This window comes from Paenibacillus sp. 7541 (assembly GCF_002276395.1).
Taxonomy (GTDB): domain Bacteria; phylum Bacillota; class Bacilli; order Paenibacillales; family Paenibacillaceae; genus Paenibacillus_AQ; species Paenibacillus_AQ campinasensis.
The window spans coordinates 101,754-124,671 of the sequence record NZ_NQLZ01000021.1; the positions used below are offsets into that span (position 1 = coordinate 101,754).

At 51.1% G+C, this 22,918-nt stretch carries 14 protein-coding genes; 11 read left to right on the forward strand and 3 right to left on the reverse strand.

What is annotated here, in order from left to right; genetic code table 11:
• The first annotated feature begins 41 nt into the window (after positions 1-41).
• The 8 genes from uvrA to CHH75_RS13375 all read left to right on the forward strand — a co-directional run bounded on the left by uvrA (position 42) and on the right by CHH75_RS13375 (position 12,389).
• The gene (uvrA, locus tag CHH75_RS13345; protein WP_095398408.1) at positions 42-2,909 is read left to right on the forward strand and encodes an excinuclease ABC subunit UvrA; all 2,868 of its coding nucleotides are present in this window, start codon (positions 42-44) and stop codon (positions 2,907-2,909) included.
• A 191-nt stretch (positions 2,910-3,100) separates the two neighbouring features.
• On the forward strand, positions 3,101-3,307 hold the full coding sequence (locus tag CHH75_RS13350; protein WP_095266989.1) for a hypothetical protein: 207 nt from the start codon (positions 3,101-3,103) through the stop codon (positions 3,305-3,307).
• Between the two features lie 573 nt (positions 3,308-3,880).
• Entirely contained in the window at positions 3,881-4,003 is a 123-nt protein-coding gene (locus CHH75_RS25295) for a hypothetical protein (protein ID WP_255223030.1), read from the forward strand.
• 130 nt (positions 4,004-4,133) lie between these two features.
• Positions 4,134-5,036 carry a transposase gene (locus CHH75_RS13355; protein ID WP_095398409.1) on the forward strand — a complete coding sequence of 301 codons (903 nt, stop codon included), beginning with the start codon at positions 4,134-4,136 and terminating at the stop codon, positions 5,034-5,036.
• Between the two features lie 204 nt (positions 5,037-5,240).
• On the forward strand, positions 5,241-6,461 hold the full coding sequence (locus tag CHH75_RS13360) for an IS256 family transposase (RefSeq protein ID WP_095398410.1): 1,221 nt from the start codon (positions 5,241-5,243) through the stop codon (positions 6,459-6,461).
• 633 nt (positions 6,462-7,094) lie between these two features.
• On the forward strand, positions 7,095-8,240 hold the full coding sequence (locus tag CHH75_RS13365; protein ID WP_095398444.1) for a S1C family serine protease: 1,146 nt from the start codon (positions 7,095-7,097) through the stop codon (positions 8,238-8,240).
• Complete coding sequence (locus CHH75_RS13370; protein ID WP_095398411.1) at positions 8,240-10,240, forward strand: copper amine oxidase N-terminal domain-containing protein; 2,001 nt, start codon at positions 8,240-8,242, stop codon at positions 10,238-10,240. Before CHH75_RS13365 ends, CHH75_RS13370 begins: the two co-directional genes overlap by 1 nt.
• A gap of 196 nt (positions 10,241-10,436) precedes the next feature.
• Positions 10,437-12,389 (forward strand): GTP-binding protein, encoded by a 1,953-nt coding sequence (locus CHH75_RS13375; RefSeq protein WP_095398412.1) that lies wholly within the window; start codon positions 10,437-10,439, stop codon positions 12,387-12,389.
• A 30-nt stretch (positions 12,390-12,419) separates the two neighbouring features.
• Here the strand turns inward: CHH75_RS13375 and CHH75_RS13380 are convergent, their stop codons facing one another.
• Positions 12,420-13,631, reverse strand: a complete 1,212-nt coding sequence (locus CHH75_RS13380; protein WP_095398413.1) for an MFS transporter — start codon at positions 13,629-13,631, stop codon at positions 12,420-12,422.
• A 421-nt stretch (positions 13,632-14,052) separates the two neighbouring features.
• On the opposite strand from CHH75_RS13380, the gene CHH75_RS13385 reads away from it, so the two are divergent.
• The 3 genes from CHH75_RS13385 (at position 14,053) to galU (ending at position 18,992) form a co-directional block, all read left to right on the forward strand.
• A complete protein-coding gene (locus CHH75_RS13385) occupies positions 14,053-15,159 on the forward strand; it encodes a DNA alkylation repair protein (protein ID WP_095398414.1) in 1,107 nt (368 codons plus the stop codon).
• 151 nt (positions 15,160-15,310) lie between these two features.
• Positions 15,311-17,824 carry a U32 family peptidase gene (locus CHH75_RS13390; protein WP_095266979.1) on the forward strand — a complete coding sequence of 838 codons (2,514 nt, stop codon included), beginning with the start codon at positions 15,311-15,313 and terminating at the stop codon, positions 17,822-17,824.
• Positions 17,825-18,119: 295 nt separating this feature from the next.
• The gene (gene galU / locus CHH75_RS13395; protein ID WP_095398415.1) at positions 18,120-18,992 is read left to right on the forward strand and encodes a UTP--glucose-1-phosphate uridylyltransferase GalU; all 873 of its coding nucleotides are present in this window, start codon (positions 18,120-18,122) and stop codon (positions 18,990-18,992) included.
• A gap of 74 nt (positions 18,993-19,066) precedes the next feature.
• On the opposite strand, the gene CHH75_RS13400 is transcribed toward galU, so the two are convergent.
• Both CHH75_RS13400 and CHH75_RS13405 read right to left on the reverse strand, forming a co-directional pair.
• Complete coding sequence (locus CHH75_RS13400) at positions 19,067-20,107, reverse strand: acyltransferase family protein (RefSeq protein WP_095398416.1); 1,041 nt, start codon at positions 20,105-20,107, stop codon at positions 19,067-19,069.
• Between the two features lie 315 nt (positions 20,108-20,422).
• Positions 20,423-22,882 (reverse strand): O-antigen ligase family protein, encoded by a 2,460-nt coding sequence (locus tag CHH75_RS13405; protein ID WP_095398417.1) that lies wholly within the window; start codon positions 22,880-22,882, stop codon positions 20,423-20,425.
• Positions 22,883-22,918: the final 36 nt, after the last annotated feature.

Genomic DNA, 22,918 nt, shown 5'->3' on the forward strand with positions numbered 1-22,918 from the left:
TTATTTATTCGTGGTTAAGCCGCCATAGGAGATGATATCATTTGGCAAGTGAAAAGATTGTGATCAAAGGCGCCCGCGCCCATAATTTGAAAAACATTGATGTCACCATTCCCCGCGACAAGTTCGTAGTTCTGACGGGACTCAGCGGATCAGGCAAGTCGTCTCTCGCTTTTGATACGATCTATGCCGAAGGACAGCGCCGCTACGTAGAATCGTTGTCTGCCTATGCGCGTCAATTTCTGGGGCAGATGGAGAAGCCGGACGTCGATTCAATCGAGGGCTTGTCTCCGGCGATATCCATTGACCAGAAGACGACCAGCCGCAACCCGCGTTCAACGGTCGGCACGGTGACGGAGATCTATGACTATTTGCGCTTGCTGTTTGCCCGCATCGGTCATCCGCACTGTCCGGAGCATGGGGTTGAGATTACCTCCCAGACCGTTGAGCAAATGGTAGACCGGATTATGCAGTACCCGAAGAAAACCAGGCTGCAGATTTTGGCGCCGCTTGTGTCCGGCCGCAAAGGGGAGCATAAAAACCTGTTCGCCGATATTGCGAAGCAAGGATTTGTCCGGGTACGGGTCGACGGCGAGCTTCGCGACCTGTCCGAGTCCATTGAACTGGAGAAGAACAAAAAGCATACGATTGAGGTTGTTGTTGACCGGATCGTGGTGAAGGAGGATATCGAAGCGCGGTTGGCCGACTCTATTGAGACGGCGCTGAATTTATCCGGCGGACAGCTTCTCGTTGATATTATCGGTCAGGAGGAGCTGCGCTTCAGCTCGAACTTTGCCTGCCCGATCTGCGGGTTCAGCATGGAAGAGTTGACACCGCGCATGTTCTCCTTCAACACGCCGTTTGGCGCTTGTCCGGATTGTGACGGACTCGGGGTGGAGATGATCATCGATCCCGAGCTGCTGGTTCCGGATCCGAGCAAGAGTGTGGAGCAAGGGGCTTTCCAGGCTTGGAGCGGAGGCACCTCTAACTATTACCCGCAGTTTTTGAGATCGGTATGCGAGCACTACGATATTCCCCAAGATGTGCCGGTCAGCAGCCTGAGTGAGGATCAGATGAACAAGCTTCTGTACGGAACAGGCGGCGAGAAGGTACATTTCCGTTATGAGAACGATTTTGGCCAGCGGAAGGAAGCGTATGTGCCGTTTGAAGGAATTATTCCGAATCTTGAGCGGCGCTACAGAGAGACGAACTCGGAAGGCATCCGGGAGTTCATTGAAGGCTTCATGAGCAGCAAGCCGTGCGACACTTGCAAAGGGCACCGCCTTAGAAAGGAAAGCCTTGCGGTCACGGTCAACGACCGGAACATGGCGTATGTGACCAACCTGTCGGTTGGCGAGTCGCTTCACTTCTTCGAGGGTCTGGAGCTGAGCGAGAAAGAGCAGCAGATTGCCAATCTGATTCTGAAGGAAATTCGCAGCCGGCTCGGCTTCCTTGTGAATGTCGGCCTCGATTATTTGACGCTCAGCCGTTCGGCAGGCACGCTGTCCGGCGGTGAGGCACAGCGGATACGACTGGCTACGCAGATCGGCTCAAGCCTCATGGGCGTCTTGTATATTTTGGACGAGCCAAGCATCGGCCTGCACCAGCGGGATAATGATCGTTTGATCTCGACGCTGGAGCATATGCGCAATATCGGCAACACGCTGATCGTGGTCGAGCATGATGAGGACACGATGATGGCAGCTGATTACATTATCGATATCGGACCTGGAGCAGGGATACACGGCGGTCAGGTCATCGCACAGGGAACGCCGCAGGAGATCATGCAGGATCCGAATTCCTTGACCGGCCAATATTTGAGCGGGCGCAAGTTCATTCCTGTGAACACCGACCGGCGCAAGCCGGACGGGCGCTGGCTGGAAGTGCGCGGAGCCAAGGAGAACAACCTGAAGAACATCAATGTGAAAATTCCGATTGGCGTATTCACCGCAGTGACTGGCGTATCCGGCTCAGGCAAATCGACGCTTGTTAACGAAATTGTATATAAGACGTTGGCGCGGGATCTGAACAGGGCGAAGGTTCGTCCGGGTAAATACCGGGAGATGAAGGGCCTTGAGCATATCGAGAAGGTTATAGATATTGACCAGTCCCCGATTGGAAGAACACCGCGTTCGAATCCGGCCACGTATACCGGTGTGTTTGACGATATTCGGGATATCTTCTCCCAAACGAATGAAGCGAAGATCCGCGGCTACAAGAAAGGCCGCTTCAGCTTCAACGTGAAGGGTGGACGCTGTGAGGCGTGCCGTGGAGATGGCATTATCAAGATTGAAATGCACTTCCTGCCGGACATCTATGTGCCTTGCGAGGTGTGCAAGGGCAAACGGTATAACCGCGAGACGCTGGAAGTTAAGTACAAGGGCAAAAATATTTCTGATGTGCTGGACATGACGGTGGAGGACGCGGTGGAGTTCTTCCAGAACATCCCGAAAATTCACCGGAAGATCCAGACACTGATGGATGTCGGATTAGGCTATATCAAGCTTGGGCAGCCAGCTACGACGTTGTCAGGAGGCGAAGCCCAGCGGGTCAAGCTGGCGTCCGAGCTGTACCGGCGCAGCACCGGCAAAACGATGTATATCCTCGATGAACCGACAACAGGGCTTCATGTGGACGATATTGACCGATTGCTTGTCGTTCTGCACCGCCTGGTGGATTCCGGTGAATCGGTGCTTGTCATCGAACATAACCTAGATGTAATCAAGACCGCTGATTATATAATCGACCTTGGTCCCGAAGGAGGAAGCGGCGGCGGTACGATCATCGCAACCGGCACGCCGGAAGAGATCGTGAAGGTGGAGGAGTCTTACACCGGCAAATATCTGAAGCCGATTCTCGAACGAGACACGAAGCGGACGAAGGAGCTTCACAAGCTGGAGGCGGCTCGCTGATATTCAGATTCAGCGGGCCTTGAGCCTTCCTTACGTATCCCCCCTCTCCGGGGTGTGCTATGACGTAACGCACGTTGGAGCGAGTTTTTTTTGAATTTTTTGGAGTAAGGGCTTGCATCCGGACGGGCGCACGGATAACATAGAAGGAGATATGCTAAAATGCTCGAGAAACCCACGAGGAGGTACGTTTCATGTTCCTTGCAGCAGTATCGGATGCCAACGCGACGTTCAAAACATTCGATATTTTCATGATCCTGTTTACGATTCTGATCTTTATCGGCGTGGTGCGCCTGTTGACGGCTCGCCAGAAAAATAAATTCGCAATCGCTTTCGGACTTGTCAGTCTGGCTGTGTTCCTGTATTCGGACTATGCCATGATTACCGGCTGGTTCAAATAGTCAGCTTTATCGCGAATCGAAAAGACAGCTTCATTACAGCTACATACAAATGAGACGTCTGGTCCACATGGGTGGAATGAAGGCGTCTTTTTTGTTTGCAACGAGTCGTAATGTCGCGTCCAACAACGATGGATCTCATCGATAAACCGTTTTCTTGATGATGCCCCTAGCATAGCTGTTGCCTAAATCTGTTACCTAGAGGGGCCCCAGGCTGCTATTCTTGTGCGCGTGTCTCCAGGTTACGATCCTTGTGCCGGTGTCTCTAGGTTGCGACCCTTGTACGGCTGTCTTTAGGTGCTATCCTTGTGCAGCTTTCCCAATGCTGCTACTCCTGTGCCGTCTGCCCCCGGGTTCCTATTTAATGCGATTGCTCCTGGAATGTTATCTTGTGCCGCTGCTTTTGCATGATTATCCCTTTTGTTCAGGGGGAGGATGAAGATGGATGTTTGAGGCCGAGGGCGAGGGGGCTAGACAGGTGAATGGACAGATGAATAAACAGATGAATGAACAGGTGAATAAAGATGAATGAACAGATGAATGAACAGATGAATGAACAGATGAATGAACAGATGAATGAACGAGCAAATGGACAAGGAAAGAGACAAGGAAATAGAAAAGGAAATAGAAGAGGCAATGGGTCGAAAATTAGCCTTCGCAACGCTTGACGATTCAATCGAAGAAGAGGAGAAATCATGAGTTGATAAAAGAAATTAAGGAAAAAGATAGGAATTAAACGAGGATTTTAGTTGAAACAGATAACATTATTCTGGTATAATAAGGATATAAAAGAACGCATGTTCGATACCATTGTTCGAGGTGAATAATTATGGAGGTTCATGGGCTAACAGATCTTCAACCATTCCATCGTCGTTTTCAGAACGAGCAGGCCTGTTTGGAGGCCGTGATCGCGATGAAGTGGCCAAACGGCTTCGTTTGCCCGCGTTGTGAACACACCGGGTGCAGCCGTCTGAACTCCCGACGTGTTCCCTTGTTCGAGTGCGGACGGTGCAAGCATCAGACATCGGCTTTGGTGGGCACGATTTTTGAAGGAACTCGTTTGCCTCTGCTCAAGTGGTTTATGGCTCTGGACTTGTTCCTTCTCCCGGATGGCATCTCGGCGTTGCGTCTTAGTCGAGCGATCGAAGTCACCTACAAGACCGCTTGGTTAGTGCTGCACAAAATTCGTCATGCTGTCGGCGAATTCGATGCGCGGGAGCTGCTCTACGGCGAGGTGAAGGTGAACAGCGATCAGTATGGCCGCAATCCCTCCCGATTTGAAGTTGTGCATCCGCATGCCTCTGTGGTTGTCGCTGGTTGTACGGTCGATGAGTCAGGTGAACCTCAGCAGGTCAAGCTTGAACTCGTCCCACAGAAGAGAGGAAGCGATAAAAGGGCAGCTCGTCGCGAACTAACTGCATTTATCGATGAGCACGTGGATCGTCTTTTATCCGAGGTACAGCTGTTCTCCCAAGCTTTTCGACTATATACACCGCTGCGGAACATAGTAAGAGAGGCTTGGAAGTTGCTGAAGAGTACATATGGCCCGTTAGGACAGAAGCATCTGCAGGCGTATCTGAACGAGTACACAGGACGCCGCTGGCTCCGCATATCTGAAACGGAGGAATCGATGGGGCAGAAGTTGCTGCAGATGTGCACGGCGATCCCCGGGATTTCCTACCGCCAGCTGATCACTCGCCAACCGAAACAGTCCCTTGCTGCGGTTGCTTGAAAGAGAGGGGTAACAGTTGGATTTGTGGGTGAAGAGTGCTGGTGAGACAGATCGATTTGAATTGTGAGCTCGCGTGAACAAGTACTGATGAGATGGTATTGCTTCGCTGAGGCGACAAGGAGTCAAGCATGAGTCTGTAAAATAGTTTGTGTAAACTCCCAAATCTATTAAAATGGAAAGTAATAGAAAGGTTGGGGAGAATACATGGGACTTTGGACGAAAGAGCAATTACGAGCCTTCATTAAGGAGAACAAGCTGGTAACGGCACAAGACGCGCAGAACGCCCTGAAAGAACTGTTTGCTGAAACGCTTCAAGAGATGCTGGAAGCAGAACTCGATACGCATTTAGGCTACGAAAAGCATGAGGTCAAAGCCAAGATGACGTCAAATAGCCGAAATGGCAAGAGCAAGAAGTCGGTAGTCAGCGAATACGGAGAGCAGGAAATTACGGTTCCACGGGATCGACTCGGTGAGTTTGAGCCGGTTGTTGTGCAGAAGCACCAGAAGAATGTAACCGGCATCGAAGATCAAATCATCGCCCTGTACGCCAAAGGTGTCAGCACACGAGAGATTCAAGACCATCTGCAAAACCTGTATGGCATCGAAGTCTCGCCTACGCTCATTTCCAATGTGACCAACAAAATCGTACCTCTCATTAAGGAATGGCAGAATCGGCCGCTTCAAGGCGTGTACGCGGTCGTTTACATGGATGCGATTCACTTCAAAGTGAAGCAGGACGGGGCCATTGTAAACAAAGCGGCCTACATGGTGATCGGCATCGACCTGGACGGAAACAAGGATGTACTCGGCATGTGGATCGGGGAGAATGAATCCAGTAAGTTCTGGTTAAGTGTCCTAAATGACCTGCGAAATCGTGGTGTTCAAGACATTCTCATTATCTGTGTAGACAATCTGAATGGCTTCTCCGAAGCGATTGCGGCCTGCTATCCAAAGACCGAAATCCAAAAGTGTATCATCCACCAAATCCGTAATTCCACTCGCTACGTGTCGTACAAAGATCTGAAGAAAGTCACCGCTGACCTGAAGCCCATTTACAAGGCTGCAACAGAGGAAGGAGCGCTGCTTGAACTGGACCGCTTCGAGGAAGTCTGGGGCGCCAAGTATCCGCTCATTATCCGCTCATGGCGCAGCAACTGGGGGGAGCTGGCAACTTTTTTTAAGTACCCACCTGAGATCCGCAAACTCATCTACACCACAAATATGATTGAGAGTTACCACCGACAGCTTCGCAAGGTGACCAAGGGTAAGAGTATTTTCCCCACCGATGAGGCACTGCTGAAAATGCTCTATCTGGCCACGATGGATGTGACCCGGAAATGGACAGGCCGCGTCCAAAACTGGGGACAGATGCTGCTCCAGCTTTCGGTTTTCTTTCCGGATCGGGTCAGCAACTACTTACGTTAGAAACGCCAAATCCCCCCTCGGGGGGATTGCTTGAAATGGGTTTACACAAAAAGATTGACAGACCCTCAAGCATAGTATAATCCGCTTTTTCATTTGGTCCGTGCGCTTATCCTGTAGCCTCATTCCAAAGTTACATCCCAAAACTAAATTCCAAAACTACAATCTAATTTACATCCCAAATACATCCCAAGTACATCCCAAAACTATATTCTTAGTCTACATTTCTAATCTACATTCTAAGGAGTGCTACTAAGCTGTCCTTCACAAGCTATTCTTCTATGCTATTCTTCTATGTTGTTCATCTAAAATGTACTTTCTAGCTTATCTATCAAGCTAATCTGTAAAGTTATTCTTTTAGGTTATTTTTTAAAATTATTCTTTTAAGTTATCCTTCTAACCTCTAAGCTGTTCCTTAAAGCTTCCTCCTAAGCTACCTATTTCTAGAGATCGACAATTCCCAGTCTTTTTAATCATTTCTATGCTGCCTGATTAAAAGGGATAACGATGCAAGGGATCCGGGACAGACTATACTTTACACGTGCTGGATAATAGAATGGAGGAATATGGAAAACTATGCTACATTAATAAGGAGAACGTTTGGTAGGGAAAACGGGAGAGGGACAGGGTGAATCCATGAACAAAAACTTAGTCAGAAAGTCCACGCTGCTGCTCGGTGCAGCTCTGGTGCTCGGTAGCGCTGCCGATTGGGGAATTGGCAAAGTCGAAGCGACAGCGGCAGTTCCAGGATCAGTTTCAGGATCAATTCCAGTGACCGCCTCAGCGGCAGTGTCGGTGGCAGCAGCAGGGTCAGTTTCAGGTGTGAAGAGTACATATGAGGATCAAGTACCGAGGATCATTCAGAATGCATCTCCCTCGGTAGTCGGCATTATCGGAAAAACTGCGCAAGGAGTTTCGTACCAGGAGGATCGCTATAATCTGGCACATGGCACAGGCGTCATCTGGACAGCGGACGGATGGATCGTCACGAATGCACATGTGGTGGATGGATTAACCGAGCTTACTGTGGTCACATCGGACGGGAAGTCTTACCGGGTCCGTGAGGTTTATAGCGATACCAAGAGCGACATTGCTCTGATTAAAATTAATGCGAAGTCTTTGAAGCCAGCTAAATTCGCCAAGACAGCCCAGACTTCTCAAGTAGGGGAGCGGGTGGTGGCCATTGGAACGCCGATTTCCTTCTCACTCCGTAACTCTGCAACCGTTGGGGTTGTAAGCGGATTGAACCGGAGTGTAGACGGCTCCTATCGTCTGATCCAGACGGATACTGCGATCAACCCTGGCAATAGCGGGGGGCCGCTGGTGAATATGAAAGGAGAAGTCATCGGGATTAACTCGATGAAATTTGCGGCCATCGGGGTCGAAAATATGGGCTTCTCGATTCCTGTGGAAACGGTACGTTATGTTGCCGAATATTTGCTCGAATACGGCGAAGTGCCAAGACCAACGCTTGGTCTGGAGCTGGAGGAGAGCTGGTCGGCGATCGTTGGCCTGCCAAGCGATGATCCGTTGATGGTTACGCAGGTCTTAAGTGATGCCGCATGGAAAGCCGGAATTCGAGAGGGGGATGTGCTGTATGCCATTGATGGCAAGCGCGTCTACTCGGTTGTGGATATCAATGAAATTTTAAAGTCTTTTTTGCCGGGACAGAAGATTAACCTGCTTATGCAGAGTGATGGAGACATCGTGAATCGCCGGCTGACTTTGGGCTGGGACGCCTATGACGGAATCCTTGCCGATGAAGAGGAGGCCGACCAATAATGTTGACGTGGGAGAGAGAGAATAGCCATCGGCGGCAGTGGATGAAAAAGGCAGGGGTGGCATTGCTGGCGCTGTGCCTGATGACACCGTTGATGATGACAGCGGCTTGGGGAGACAGTGTAACTGATGAGCAATATGAACAGCAGGAGCAGACGAAGCAGGAGCAGACGAAGCAGGAGCAGCAAACGAAGCGGGAACAGCGGTTGTTGGCCATCCAGACAGGCAGCTCCAAAGCGACGGTGAATGGTGAGAGCCTTGGGATTGCTAAGCCAGTGATACATCAAGGCGCTGTGATGGTGCCGCTCGGTGTGTTCAAGCAGGCTTTCGGCAGTGAGATTCGGCTGGAAGGAAACAATCGGATTCGGATACTGCAAGGGCCGCACAATATTGTGCTGGTCATGGACAGCAAGACAGCCTGGATTGACGGACAGAAAGTTGAACTTTCCGTTGCTCCAACCATGATTTCCGATACGCTGATGGTGCCTCTGCGTCAAGTGGCCTCGGGAATGGGAGCGAAATTAAGCGCAATCGGTTCCGGCGCCTATACGGTTAGCCTCAATGTGGTGGTTAAAGAACAACCGGATCCATCCGGCATGGAAGGCCCGGGTTCATCGCGCATAGGGAACAGTTATTATACTTGGAGCATCAATTATCCATCCTGGATGATGATCATTCAGGGGGCTTCGGACGAAAGCGCGTCCTATTTTACAGATCCGACGGGACGCTATTATTTGGAGGTCCATGCCCTTAATCAGACAGTGCCTTTAAACGCTGAGGATCTGCTGGAGATAGTCATTAGTGATGTGAAGGAATCGAGGGAAACGATTCTGCACCGGGAGGCCGCCTCCAGTGCATCTGTGGCGTATGCCAGAGCCGTCACCAGGGATATGGACGGATTGCTGTGGGAGACCCGGGCATATTACGCGAATGATCGGGTGTACATGCTCTATTTTTCCGATGCGAATGCAGAGCACTACACCGATATGAATACCCATGCTGCGTTTCTGAACTCCTTCAGGCCTTCCTTTCCGGCAGCGGATCCTCATGTGAAGGATTTGTCCTCGGTTGTGGACGGGCTTATGGATGTAGGCAATGATGAGTATGGTGTCTACCTGAGTGTGCCGGCTGATTGGAACATGAACGATGAGGAAATGATGTATTTCAAACAGAAGGAAGGAATACTGGCCGTCACCGTTACCTCTGTTCCGAAGGGGGCGAGATCCGGTATAACTTCATGGGTCGATGAGATCAAGAAATGGTATGCGGAGTCGTTTGTAGAGGATGCTTACAAAATGACCGGGCAATCGCCAATCGAAATTTCAGGCGTGGAAGGCCAGCTCCTGGAACTGCAATATAACTCAGGCAACGGCTGGATTTACACATATCAAATCCTGATTGAACACAACGGTTATCGGTATCATATTGAATATGCCTATCCGGAGCGGATAGAAGATGGTGCTGGGTTGTGGGAGAAGATGCTGGATTCCATCGACATCGATTATGACCGGGTACCGGATCAGTTCGGTGATCTCGGAGAAGACAATACGCTTGTCGACAAAACAAAAATGAGTACGAAAAGCTCCTCTGCATACCGTTATCATATAGATATTCCATTGTACTGGACACCGATCAGTGACCGGTTTGAGCAATCGGATATTCAATATTCCTTCATGGGAGGAAACTTTGAAATTATGGCGCGGTGGAATAGTCCAGCCGACCGGATCATCCAAGAGATGAAGCGTTATTACACCGAAGCTAACGCGTCTAACAGCAAGCTCAAGCTGCTGAGTGTGGAGAATATCACTTTTGCTGGTGTGTCCGCGGTATCTTTTACGACACACCAGGTGAAGGATGGGGTCGGCTTCACGACGCGTGAAATCGTATTTGAGAACAACGGCATCACCTATATGATTGTTGCGGAGCTGAACGATGCGAATGCAACTAAGGAGCAGACCGATGTGATCGAGCGGACGTTAGCTTCCTTTGGATTGACGAAGTAAATGGGTGTAGTAAGTCGTTGTGGCTTTCGAAGTATCAGGATGTCATGTTTGTATATCCGCATATGATTGTGAATAAAGCTGTTGGCAGCTGCTTGTGGTCCACGAAATCGTGTGCCATGGGCGGCTGTTTTTGGTGTAGGGGATACGCGCCGCCTATGCTACAATAAACTCCAGTAGATGGATAACGGGGGAGCTTATGAATAAGACGATAGGCATGTTCGCCCATGTGGATGCGGGCAAAACAACACTGGCTGAACAGCTGTTATATATGACCGGCACGATTGCTCAGCCTGGGCGGGTGGATCATCAGAGTGCCTTTATGGACAATCATGGGATCGAGAAAGAGCGAGGCATTACCGTGTTTGCGGACCAGGCGGTGATGGCGTATAACGGCAGCACCTATTATTTAATGGATACGCCGGGTCACGTCGATTTTTCACCTGAAATGGAGCGGGTGATCCAGGTGATGGATGCCGCTGTTGTCGTGATTAGTGCAGTGGAGGGTGTTGAGGGGCATACGGGAACGGTGTGGCAGCTGCTTCGAAGATATGGTATCCCTGTGTTCGTATTTATTAATAAAGTTGATCGGGTCGGTGCCGACGTTCGACGGGTGCTTGAAGAGATTCGAAGAGAGCTGTCGGCAGACGCTTGTCTGATAGAAGAAGGGGATGATTTCACTTCGGGGGCGCTTCGTCCAGCGTTAATCGAGGCCATTGCCGAAAGGGATGAAACCCTGTTGGACTTTTATATGGAGCATGGCTATGAGGCTGAAACCTGGACAGAGGCGATACGGACGCTGGTCCGCGAAGGCCGGATCTACCCTTGCTTTAGCGGCTCGGCACTGCAAAATATCGGGGTGTCCCATTTTATGAAGCAGCTGGACGTGCTAACGGAGACGAACTACCGCAGTGAAGGGGAGTTTGCCGCCAGGGTATATAAGATCCGTCATGATGCAGGCACAAGGCTTACGTACATGAAGGCGGTCAGCGGTTCGCTGCAGATTCGGGATGAGCTGGAGTATCATACCGGTTCAGAGGTGGTGACTGAGAAAGTGACCGGTATCCGATGGGTCAACGGCAGCCGCTTGTCGAGCGTGGACAAGGTTAAGGCGGGTGAACTGTTTGCAGTCACCGGAATTACGGCTGCGGGCGCAGGTGATGGTGTCGGGGCGCTGTCCGGGAAAACCGTGTACGAGCTGGTACCGGCCTTGAAGAGTAAGGTGGAGTTTAACAGCGATATTCATCCCAAGGATATGCTTCGCTGCTTCCAGCTGCTGGATGCAGAAGACCCTTCACTATCAGTGCAGTGGGAAGAGCAGGTGCAGGAGATTCATATTCATGTGATGGGTGTCATTCAGTTGGAGGTGCTTCAGCGAATCGTGCTGGAGAGGTTCGGATATCAGGTTGCATTTGGTCCGCCGGAGATTTTGTACAAGGAGACAATAGCGGAGGAAACGGTCGGATGCGGGCATTTTGAGCCGCTGAAGCATTATGCCGAGGTGCATCTGAAGCTGGAGCCCGGGCCAAGAGGCAGCGGCATCGTGTTCCGTAATGCGTGCCATCCGGACGTGCTGCCGGTCAATTATCAGCATCTGGTAGAGCAGCATATCGGGGAGCGGGATCATCGAGGCCTGTTGACCGGATCGCCATTGACGGATATCCAGGTCACATTGCTGAAAGGTCGTGCTCACAACAAGCATACCCATGGCGGAGATTTCCGGGAGGCTACGTATCGTGCGCTGCGGCAAGGGCTTGAGAAAACGAACAATATTCTGCTGGAGCCTTATTATCAGTTTAAAATCAAAGTGGATACCGCGTTTGTCGGGAGATTAATGTCGGATCTGACGCGGGCCAAAGCCAGCTTTGAGCCGCCGGAGACGCTTGGAGATCAGGTGGTGGTTGTCGGATCTGCGCCAGTCGCGACCATGATGAATTACAGTGTGGAGCTTGCGGCCTTCACGCACGGGAAAGGCATGATCTCCCTTCAGTTTGGCGGATATGATCGCTGCCATAATGAAGAGGAGGTCATTGCCCGAAAGGGATACAACAAGGATGCTGATCCGGAGTACAGCTCCTCGTCGATCTTTTGTGCGAAAGGCCACGGCTATAGTGTACCGTGGGATGAAGCGGATGCGCATATGCATGTCTAAGAAGCATGGAAATGCCGATAAGGCTGGAGCTTATCCTGCTGCCGACCTTCCTGAGTTCTCGGCATGCGTGTCAGTGCCACGCAGTGACCAATAGGTGAGGCCCGTGGTGATCAGCATGAGGATACCGGTTATTAGAAATACGGAGTGAATATCCAGGAATCCACTGATCGCACCGCCTGCGAGCGGGCCTGCCATGCCGCCGATCTGTGTGGCGGTCTGGTTCAGACTGAATGCCCGGCCGCGGAAATCGCTCGGGGTATGCCGAACAACCAATCCGTTCAGTGCAGGGAATACCGCACAGAAGAAGATGCCATAAACGAAGCGGATGGCCGAGAACGCCCAAATATTGCTGAACAGCATCTGTGCCAGGGAGCCAATGCCGCCGGCGAGCAGGCCGATCAGAAGCACCCGATGAAATCCGATTTTGTCGGCAAGCTTGCCCCAGCGTGCGGCAAACAGAATGCTGGCGATCCCGACGATGGAGAAAACAAAGCCGGCGATCATTGAGGTATGCTTGCTGGATCCGCTGATATCGGCGACATACAGAGGCAGGACCGGCTCGATGGTCATGACGGAAAACTGGGTCAGCAGGGTCAGCATCAGCACGATCATCAAGGTTTTGTTATGCCCGGCTATACGGAACGTGTTGATGACGGATACCCTTTCCTTGCTCGGGACAAACTTCTCTTCCTTCACCCATAATATGACCAGCACGGTTGCAATGAAGCACAGGCCGCCAGCGAGCCCGAAAGCCATCCGGTTGCTGAACAGGGAAGCGAGCGTGCCTCCGATCAGCGGGCCAAGAATGCTGCCCGTTGCAGTCGCGGTGGACATCATGGACAAGGCATACCCGACCTTGTGCTCGGGAGTGTTCGTCCCGACAATGGCGATGGCGCCCGGAATGAAGCCGGAGAGCAGACCTTGCAGCAGCCGCAGCACGAGCACCTGATACTCGTTCGTCACAAATGCCATAAGCACATAGATGACAAACAATACGAGCCCCGCGCGGATGATCATCGGCTTGCGTCCGTATTTGTCACCGACGGCTCCCCAGAACGGCGAGGACAGTGCCCCGGCAAAAAAAGCGGCGCTAAACAGTAAGCCGGACCACATTTCGGTATTCTTGGTCACCCCAAGCTCAATGAGAAAGAGCGGGAGAAAGGGGATGACCATCGAGAAGCTTGACGCCACGATAAAGGAGCCAAACCAGAGGACCCACAGATTTTTCTTCCAACTTTCCATAATTTCTTCATCTCCTGATGTTTATGCTGATATCGCTCCGGCCCCCTTTACATTGCAAAGTTATATGATGAAAAATAACAACCCTAGCGAAATTCCACCTATCTATTACCCTGATTCCTTAGGAGCATGCCATGCGGAATAGCACACTCATACCTATGAATCGCAAACCGTACGGCATATAAAAGGTAAAATTTAATAGAATGAATGCTTCACGTGCTTAAAGACGAGATTTTATAATTTCAGAATGGAATGAGTAACATGTGCGTTTCTTAAGTAAACGCTGTACAAAAGCAAACACCTCTCCAATTTGGTAAACTGAAAGCAGCGAAAGCTGCCGTTTCCAAAATGAAAGGCGTAAGTTCATGGTACACCACATTTCATGTTCTGGGAAGGCATGGGAAAGAAGTTAGGAGCGTTGAAGATGAGAGAGACGTTAAAAGGGTTGTATTCATCGGCTTTGCTGAGCAATGTGGCAGAACAATTGAAACAGGCTTACCCGGCCTTTGATTCGAATCAATTTATGCAGTTAATCCAGGACGAGGCCTGGGAGCAGGAGGAGTTCAAGCAGCGAATTAGGCATATTGCCCAGGCCTTGACGGACACGCTACCCTCTGCTTACCGGGAGGCGCTGGACATATTGAAGCAGGTGGCCCCTCATTTTCGCGGGGTGGAATATTTGTTTTTCGCGGATTATGTGGAACTGAACGGACTTGAGGACTTTGAAGCCTCGATGCAGGCACTTGAGGTGTTCACGGTGTATTGTACGGCGGAATTTGCGGTGCGGCCGTTTATTATGCGGGATCAAGAGCGGATGCTCATACAGATGAAGGCGTGGGCGCTGTCGGACAATGAGCATTTGCGCAGGCTGGCCAGTGAAGGCAGCAGGCCGCGGCTTCCCTGGGCGCCCCAGCTGCCTGCTTTGATAGCGGATCCGAAGCCCGTACTGCCGATTCTGGCGCAGTTAAAGGAGGACCCGTCCCTTTATGTGAGAAAAAGTGTGGCCAACCACCTGAACGATATTTCCAAGGATCATCCGGAACTCGTACTGGATATTGCGGCAGAGTGGTACGGCCATCATTCGTTAACGGACTGGATCGTGCGGCATGCGCTGCGGACATTGCTTCGGCGCGGGGATGTGCGGGCGCTGTCTATCTTTGGTTATGAGGAGCTGGACGAGCTCCCGGGGCTGGAGATTACCGATCTTCGGCTGAAGCGGACCGTTATTGCCGTGGGGGAGGAGCTGGAGTTTTCATTTCGCGTTGTGAATGAGACCGGGGAGCCGCGCCAGCTTCGGATTGACTATGAGATCGATTATATGAAGCAAAGCGGCAAGCATGCGCCCAAGCGCTACAAATGCTCGGATAAAGTGTATGAGGCGGGAAGCTGGGTGGTGGAGAAGAGGCAGTCTTTCAAAATCATCTCCACGCGCCGTTTTTATGCAGGGGCGCATCGGCTTCATATTGTGGTCAATGGCAAACGATTGGCTTCGGCTGATTTTGTGCTGGAGGGTGCGGAATCTATAAAATAATTGGGAATGGAAAAGTCCCCGCAGACAGCTGACGTCAGGCAGCAGTTCTGGTACACTAGATAAGTTGAAAAGACGTTTATAGAATAGGAATTGTTACAAGACTAGATAGAAACTAGAGTGTACCGGTGATGTTACCGGCGGGAGGATATAGATGGATACAAAAGCGTTACGAAGAGAAGATGTGGAGTTGCTGGCGCCAGCGGGCGATTGGGACTGCATGCGCGCGGCGGTGGCCAATGGTGCGGATGCGATCTTTTTCGGTGTGGAGAAGTTTAATGCACGTGCGCGGGCGAACAATTTCCGGATGGACGAGCTACCGGAGATTATGGCTTTCCTGCACAGCTACGGGGTGAAGGGCTTCCTGACCTTCAATATCCTCGTATTCGAAAATGAGTTGGTAGAGGCCAAAGAGCTGATCGATGCCTGTGTTGATGCAGGCGTGGACGCCGTGATCGTGCAGGATCTCGGCCTGGTGAAGCTGATCCGCGAAATTTCGCCGGATTTTCCGATTCACGGTTCTACCCAGATGACGATCACTTCCCCGGAGGCGGTGGAGTTTACGAAGCCGTTCAACATGGAGCGGGTGGTGCTGGGTCGCGAGAACAATCTGAAGCAGATTCAGAAGATCGGGGAGCAGGCCAAGCTGCCGATGGAGGTATTCGTCCATGGTGCGCTATGCGTATCTTATTCGGGCCAATGTCTGACCTCGGAGATGTGGGGCGGCCGCTCCGCAAATCGCGGAGAATGCGCGCAGGCTTGCCGTCTGCCGTATGACCTGATTGTGGACGGCGAGCCGAAGCCGATGGGCGATGTCGCTTATCTGCTCTCGCCGAAGGACCTGGCGGCCATTGACCTGATGCCAGAGCTGATCGAAGCGGGTGTGACCTCCTTCAAGATCGAAGGGCGTCTGAAAAGCCCTGAGTACGTAGCGAACGTTGTGAGCAAATACCGGAAGGCGATTGACCGGTATTTCGACGGGGAGGATGCAAGACCGAGCAAGGAGGAAGTGCGCGAGCTGCAGCAGAGCTTCTCGCGCGGCTTTACACACGGCTTCCTGGAAGGGACCAACAACAAGCAGCTGGTTGAAGGGACGTTCCCGAAGAGCCGCGGCGTGTATCTGGGCCGGGTGGAGCAGATCCTGCGCGACGGCGTTGTATGCCGCCTGGAAGCGCCGCTGAAGCGTGGTGACGGGATTGTGTTCGACGCAGGAGACCCGACGAAGCAGGAAGAGGGCGGACGTGTTTATGACGTGCGCCGCAAGGGTGTGAAGATCGAGGGCGAGGCCCAGGAGGGCTGGATCATCGATATCGTCCCTGGCCGCAGCGACGTCGATCTGCGCAAAGTGCATGTAGGCGACCGGATCTGGAAGACCAGTGATCCGGCGCTCGACAAGCGTCTGCGTCAAACCTTCGAGACCGACAAGCCGTACCGGGTGTTCCCGGTACATGTGCGGGTCAGCGGCCGCCCAGGGCAGCCGCTGTCGACGTGGTGGACCGATGTGCAGAAGGGCACGACGGTCCAGGTGAATTCGGAGCTGGAACTGGACATCGCCCAGAAGCGGCCGCTGAACCAGGAGCTCCTGGAGGAGCAGCTTGGCCGCCTGGGCGGAACGGTGTTCCAGCTGGAGCAGCTTGACGTCGAGCTGTATGGCGACGTCATTGTGCCGATTCGCGAGCTGAACAGCATCCGCCGCCGTGCGGTGGAGCTGCTCGCTGGCGAGCGGCCGAAGCCGCCCGTGTATGTGAAACGGGTGGTGGAGGTGTACGGCGATGCGGCTGTGCCGGCATCGCCGGTGGCGCGCGGTGAGGCGAAGCTGACCGCGCTGTGCCGCAGCCTGCCGCAGGTGCAGGCTGCGCTCGAAGCCGGCGTGGAGATGATATACGCCGACTTCGAGTTTATCAAGCAGTTCCCGGCAGCGGTGGAAGCCGTGCGTGCAGCCGGCAAGCAGATTGCGCTGGCGACGCCGCGCATCCATATGCCGGGCGAGAACGGCTACCACAACAACATCCTGCGCCTCCAGCCGGATGCCGTGCTGGTGCGCAACACCGGTGCGCTGTATTATTACCTGCGCCACCGGATGGAGAACCCGGGGGCTGCGCATCCCCGGCTGATCGGCGACTTCTCCCTGAACATTGCCAACCACAAAGCGGTTGACCTGTTCACCGAAGTCGGCTGTGACATCGTCACGCCTTCGTATGATCTGAACATCCAACAGATGGTGGATCTTCTGCGCAAGGCGGACACGGCTAAGCTGGAGATTGTCATCCACCAGCATCTGCCGATGTTCCATACCGAGCACTGCGTGTACTGCACCTTCTTAAGTGAAGGTACGGATTACACGAACTGCGGCCGTCCGTGCGAGGAGCATCGTGCTTCCCTCCAGGACCGCATCGGCATGTCCCATCCGGTCCGCGTGGACGAGGGATGCCGCAACACGGTATACAACGCGATCGAGCAGTCCGGAGCCGAGTATTTGGCCAACTTCATGGAGCTGGGCGTGTCCCGCTACCGTGTAGAATTCCTGGAAGAGACGCCGGAGAAGGTTCACGAGGTGATTGACCTGTACAACCGTGCCCTGCGTGGGGAAATCAGCGGCACCCAGGTATGGAAGAAGCTGAAGGCCACGAACCAGCTTGGCGTAACGCGCGGTCAGCTGGTGAAGTAACGCGCTGGCTGATCGCGGGGCCTGCAATGCGATCAACACGAGCGGGTTTGTCCGCGAGCAGACTTCTGGTCTGGCGGTAGATGATAGGGATATAAGAGGAAAGCAGAGGCAAGGCAGACCTAGCGCAAAGCTGGTATGCCTTGCCTTTTATGTGGGAGGGACTGGGTTGCAGTTGTTGAAGGGCTGCTGTTTATTTGCTAATTTTCATGATTTTATGACAAACACGGCCTATTTTCGATATAATGGCACTAATCTTGTTTATTACTATGTTTGGTGTTGAAAAGGAGAAGCTTTCATGAAAATACGCAAGGCCATTATTCCAGCAGCAGGACTAGGAACACGGTTTCTGCCTGCAACCAAAGCGATGCCCAAGGAAATGCTACCCATTGTGGATAAGCCGACGATTCAGTATATTATTGAAGAAGCCGTAGCTTCTGGTATTGAGGATATTATCATTGTCACGGGAAAGGGAAAAAGAGCGATTGAGGATCACTTCGACTCCTCGTTTGAGCTGGAGCATAACTTGGCGGAAAAGGGAAAATGGGGGCTGCTTGAGGAGGTGCGGAAACCTTCGGAGATGGCCGACATTCACTATATCCGTCAGAAAGAGCCGAAGGGTCTTGGTCATGCGATCTGGTGTGCCCGTAAGTTTATTGGCGACGAGCCGTTTGCGGTTCTGCTGGGCGACGATATCGTCGAATCGGAGACGCCATGCCTGAAGCAGATGATGGATGTATATGACAAGTATCAAGCTGCAATTGTAGGCGTGCAGCCTGTAGCTAAGGATCAGGTGGACAGGTATGGAATCGTCGATGGAAGAGAAATTGCAGAGCGAATATACGAAACTTCCAGGCTTGTAGAAAAACCATCTCGTGAGGAAGCACCTTCGAATCTGGCTATTATGGGGCGATATATTTTGCCATCTATGGTCTTTAATATACTGGAAGCTCAACAACCCGGGAAAAACGGAGAAATTCAACTGACAGATGCACTATCTGAACTATCACGCAACAGTGCAATCCTCGCGTATCAATTTGAAGGGATTCGCCATGATGTTGGTGAAAAGCTTGGATTTATCGAAACGAGTATACATTATGCTCTGCAGCATGAGGATTTACGCGAAGATTTAATTACATATTTAAAAACTACCTTGTCAAAGTTAAATTGATATGGCCCATGGCTAATTCGATTTCGGTTTCTTGAGAAGATGAGGTTTAGAGAGCGGAGTTTAAGAAAGAGGAGTTAAAACTCCTCTTTTTTTTGAGCTTCTTTTGCCTTGCGCCGAATCCTTTTCTTGAATAAAAATTGGACATTAGGCTCGACAATCCAGCCGAAGCAGCGTCTGACCCACGCGGAGGAAAGCATACAAGTGACAGCTATGCCCACCACGACTAACATAACTCTGCCAAAGGCAGAATCGAAGAGCTCCAGCAAGCCATAATGCAGCATGCCCTTCACCAGGAAGCCATGCAGCAAAAACACATACATCGTATGCTCTCCCAGATGGGTAAAGGGAAGCTTCGAATCCGGAACGATGGTGAGCACAGCCAGCCCCATGACAACGGTAAAAAGGTACGTGAGCAGTCGATAGCCAGCGGCGTACCAGGCATCGATGCCAAATTCCAGATAAGGCAGTGAACCGTAGAACCAGCTTGTGCTCAAAACAGGTGATAGCCTATATAACAGGCCGAAACCTATCGTTACAATCACCACAGAGCTAATCACATTTCGGCGAGTCTTTAATCTGTCTAACCACTCTCGCTTGAAATAGAACCCCATAATAAAGAACGGGAAGAAATAGAGCGTGCGCGAAATGCTTGCATAGTAATCCACGTCCAGTGCGTATCCCATCATCAAAGACATTCCGATACAGATCGCTAGCGGATATTTGAGAATGAGCAGGTAGGGCAGCAGCATTTTCCACAGCATCATACTAAACAGAAACCACAGGATCCAGTAAGGATAGAAATAGGTAAAGTTCAGTTTGTCGTGCCCTTGAGTATAGAAATCAAACAGGGTGTAGAGTGTCTCGAAAATGACATACGGGACAAGCAACGACGAAACCAGATTAACGTAATACTTCGGATAGCGAATACTCTTGGAGAAGTAACCGGCAGCAAAAATAAACAGTGGCATATGAAAAGAGTAAATAAATTGATAGACCGCTTTGGTGGTTCGTTCGCCGTTAAAGGGCTCCATAAAATGTCCGATAACGACCAGCAGGATCAGTAAGAATTTAAGGTTATCGAAATAGACGTCTCTCTCTTGAAGTCTTTCTTGCATAGGTGACGCTCCTTTGGTTGCCTACCACAGATGTTATGTATAAGGATAAAAGACTTATAGGCGAAGCAGCTATGGTGAAATTCAGGAAGAAGGCTTTGAGTGTGGGGAGGGCCAGGGTCGCTCCAATGAGTGCGGGGCGGGGCTTTACATTACGGGTGTGAACTTTACAAAGTCCATTTTTGCTCAATAAAAAAGGATATAAGTCATTAACCAATGAACCGGGTGATATAACATGGATTGTCCGTGTATCTGCATAAAATAACAAAACGGGAATGCTCATCAGGACAATCGCCCTGACAAGCACTCCCGTATTTATTAGAATTGAAGTTCTGCTAGCTGTTTAACACTTTGCTCGGCATTTGGATCAACCTGGAGCAGACGCTCCATGAGTGCTTCATCGTCAGTGCCAAGTTTTTGCAATGAAGCGAGGTACCAGCGAGCAATTTCCTGCGGGATCGTCTGTGATAAGTCCTCCTGGATTCCCAGCTTGAGAGCATCCGCAGCCTCCTGCGGCTGATTCATCATATAATACATTTTACCTGCGTTTAAGATCATATCTGGTGTATTTTCGAATCGACGACCTTGAAGCTGACCTTCAGGCAATGTTTCCAAGTGACGAATACCAGCCTGAACCTCGGCGAATGCATCGGTAGCCTGTTTGAAGTACTGGTCTTTCGTTGCAATGTCCCCAGTGCCCAAGGCTTTGCTTCCCAGATCATATCCTTGATGGATGATTTTCTCGTACCATTCGATATCCCACTTGAACTTATACGCGTTGTTAATGAGTACCTCGTAAGCCAGTTCCGGCTGCTGTTTCAGTTCATACCCTTCAATCAGACGTAAAAGCATGAATTTATTGTAGGGCTCGTCTTCTAGCGCACGATTCAGAAGGTCAACGGCTAGATTGTAGAAGCCCTCCTCTTGCGTCTGTCGATACCCCGTATAATAGAGCGAGCTTAGCAGAAGAACCGAATCCGGATGGCTGGAGCGAATGCTCAGATCTTTGTCCAGCGGAGCTTTGATCTCCTCAAACGAATTACTTGTCTGAGCTAAACGGCGTGCATCCATAGCGGCATCTGCTGCTTGTACGTAGCGGATGGACGTGATCAGAACAATGATCGCACCGATGCCGACAACTGCGCTAAATGCGCCTCTAGCGGCTGATTCAGGTAACGTCCACTTCTTCACCGGTCTGCTGTCCATGGTTGCAGCCATACCAGCGAGCCCCAGGAAGACAAGAATCCCCATAAATACGTAACTCAGGTTAAAGTCCAGAATACTATGCAGCAAAATCGACAAGACGATAATCAGATACAGAAAATGACTGTTCTTTCCGTCGGTATCCTGCTGTACGTATCCACGAATGTATTTATAGAAAATAAAAATGATAAACGCCATAAATACCAGGAAGCCCAGGACACCAACCTCGATCAAGTATTGCAGGAAGAAGTTATGGGCCTGACGGCTTGTATACGGGTTGTTCTGATACTGCTCGTACAATGAGGCCCAGGCTCCCCCGCCGGCTCCAATAATCGGATAATCGGCTAACACCTTCATGGCATCCTTGTAGAATGTGAAACGTTCCAGCACACTGTGCTGATTGAAATTGATGTTCTCAAGTCGAACGCTAATATTCTGTGGCAGAATGTTCTTCAGACCCGTTCCGATAAACAGGAAGATCAGTACTCCGCCGATGACAACAGAGCCAACGGGCAGCAACAGACTCGAGCCCTTCTTCTCTGACCAGCTGCTTAATACCGATTCGAGCTTCGGAGCGACGAAGCGCTGGATCACCCAACCAAGCAATCCCATAATGATCGAGGCCGCGATCAGGATTCCCCAGCCTTTCAGTGCCCCGCTGCCGCTGAAGGTTTCATTAAGCTGCAACCCAAGGTCCGTAACGGATTTGGATATGAGCAGTGATATAACACCGGCCATTCCACAGTAAAGTATCCATAATAGCTGCTGTGCTGGTTTCAAGAACAGGAGCAGGAGTACAAATACGACCGGCAGCATCACGAGTCCACCCCGTGATAGGGTCAGGAGAAGCGATACGATGATCGGAACAAGCATGAAGCTGTGAAAAGCCTGGCTGTACCATTTGCGAGATGTCGTAACGAAAAAAACGGCTGCAAACAGGAAGGCCATCAGAAAGGCAGCATACGTGTTAGCATATTGGAATACGGAGGTCAGGCGCAGACCGTTGGAGTCTGTCATAACCGCGTGGGTATAAATGCCGTTTAGTACCGTGCTAGAGAACCATTTGGCAATTGAGCCTGCGGTTTCTCCCTGGCCGAACCAGTGGAGCAGACCAAATCCGACAATCAGATAGGCAACAGCCATGATAGCTCCTTGGATCATCCTGTTCCCTAACGCGTCGCGAAGGACATACAATCCAATAATGAATATGATGGCGTAAATACAATTAATGAGGACCATGTTAGCGGCTTGGGTCTGTGAAGCAGCGCTAAGCATCGAAGTTATGTAAGTTAACGGCAATAGCAGTACACCTACCGCAAGCCAGTCTCTCTGTTCCGTTAGCTGGATCCTTTTATAGTACTGTGCAATCCAGAGGAAGAGTAACAAACATGATAATATCGCAGTCCAAAAAATAGGCTTCTCAAAATCTAGCTGAAATCCGTTAAACAAAGCCGTTTGGAAGGGAGTCCAGGCTAGAAATAGGACAATCCCAATTATTAGTATCCAAAACAACATGGATTTAGTTTCACGGTTCCTCGACTCAGCGGCTTTTTTGCCGTATACTGGTTTCGACAACGTAATTAGCTCCTTTTCTTGTAGATACGACAATAT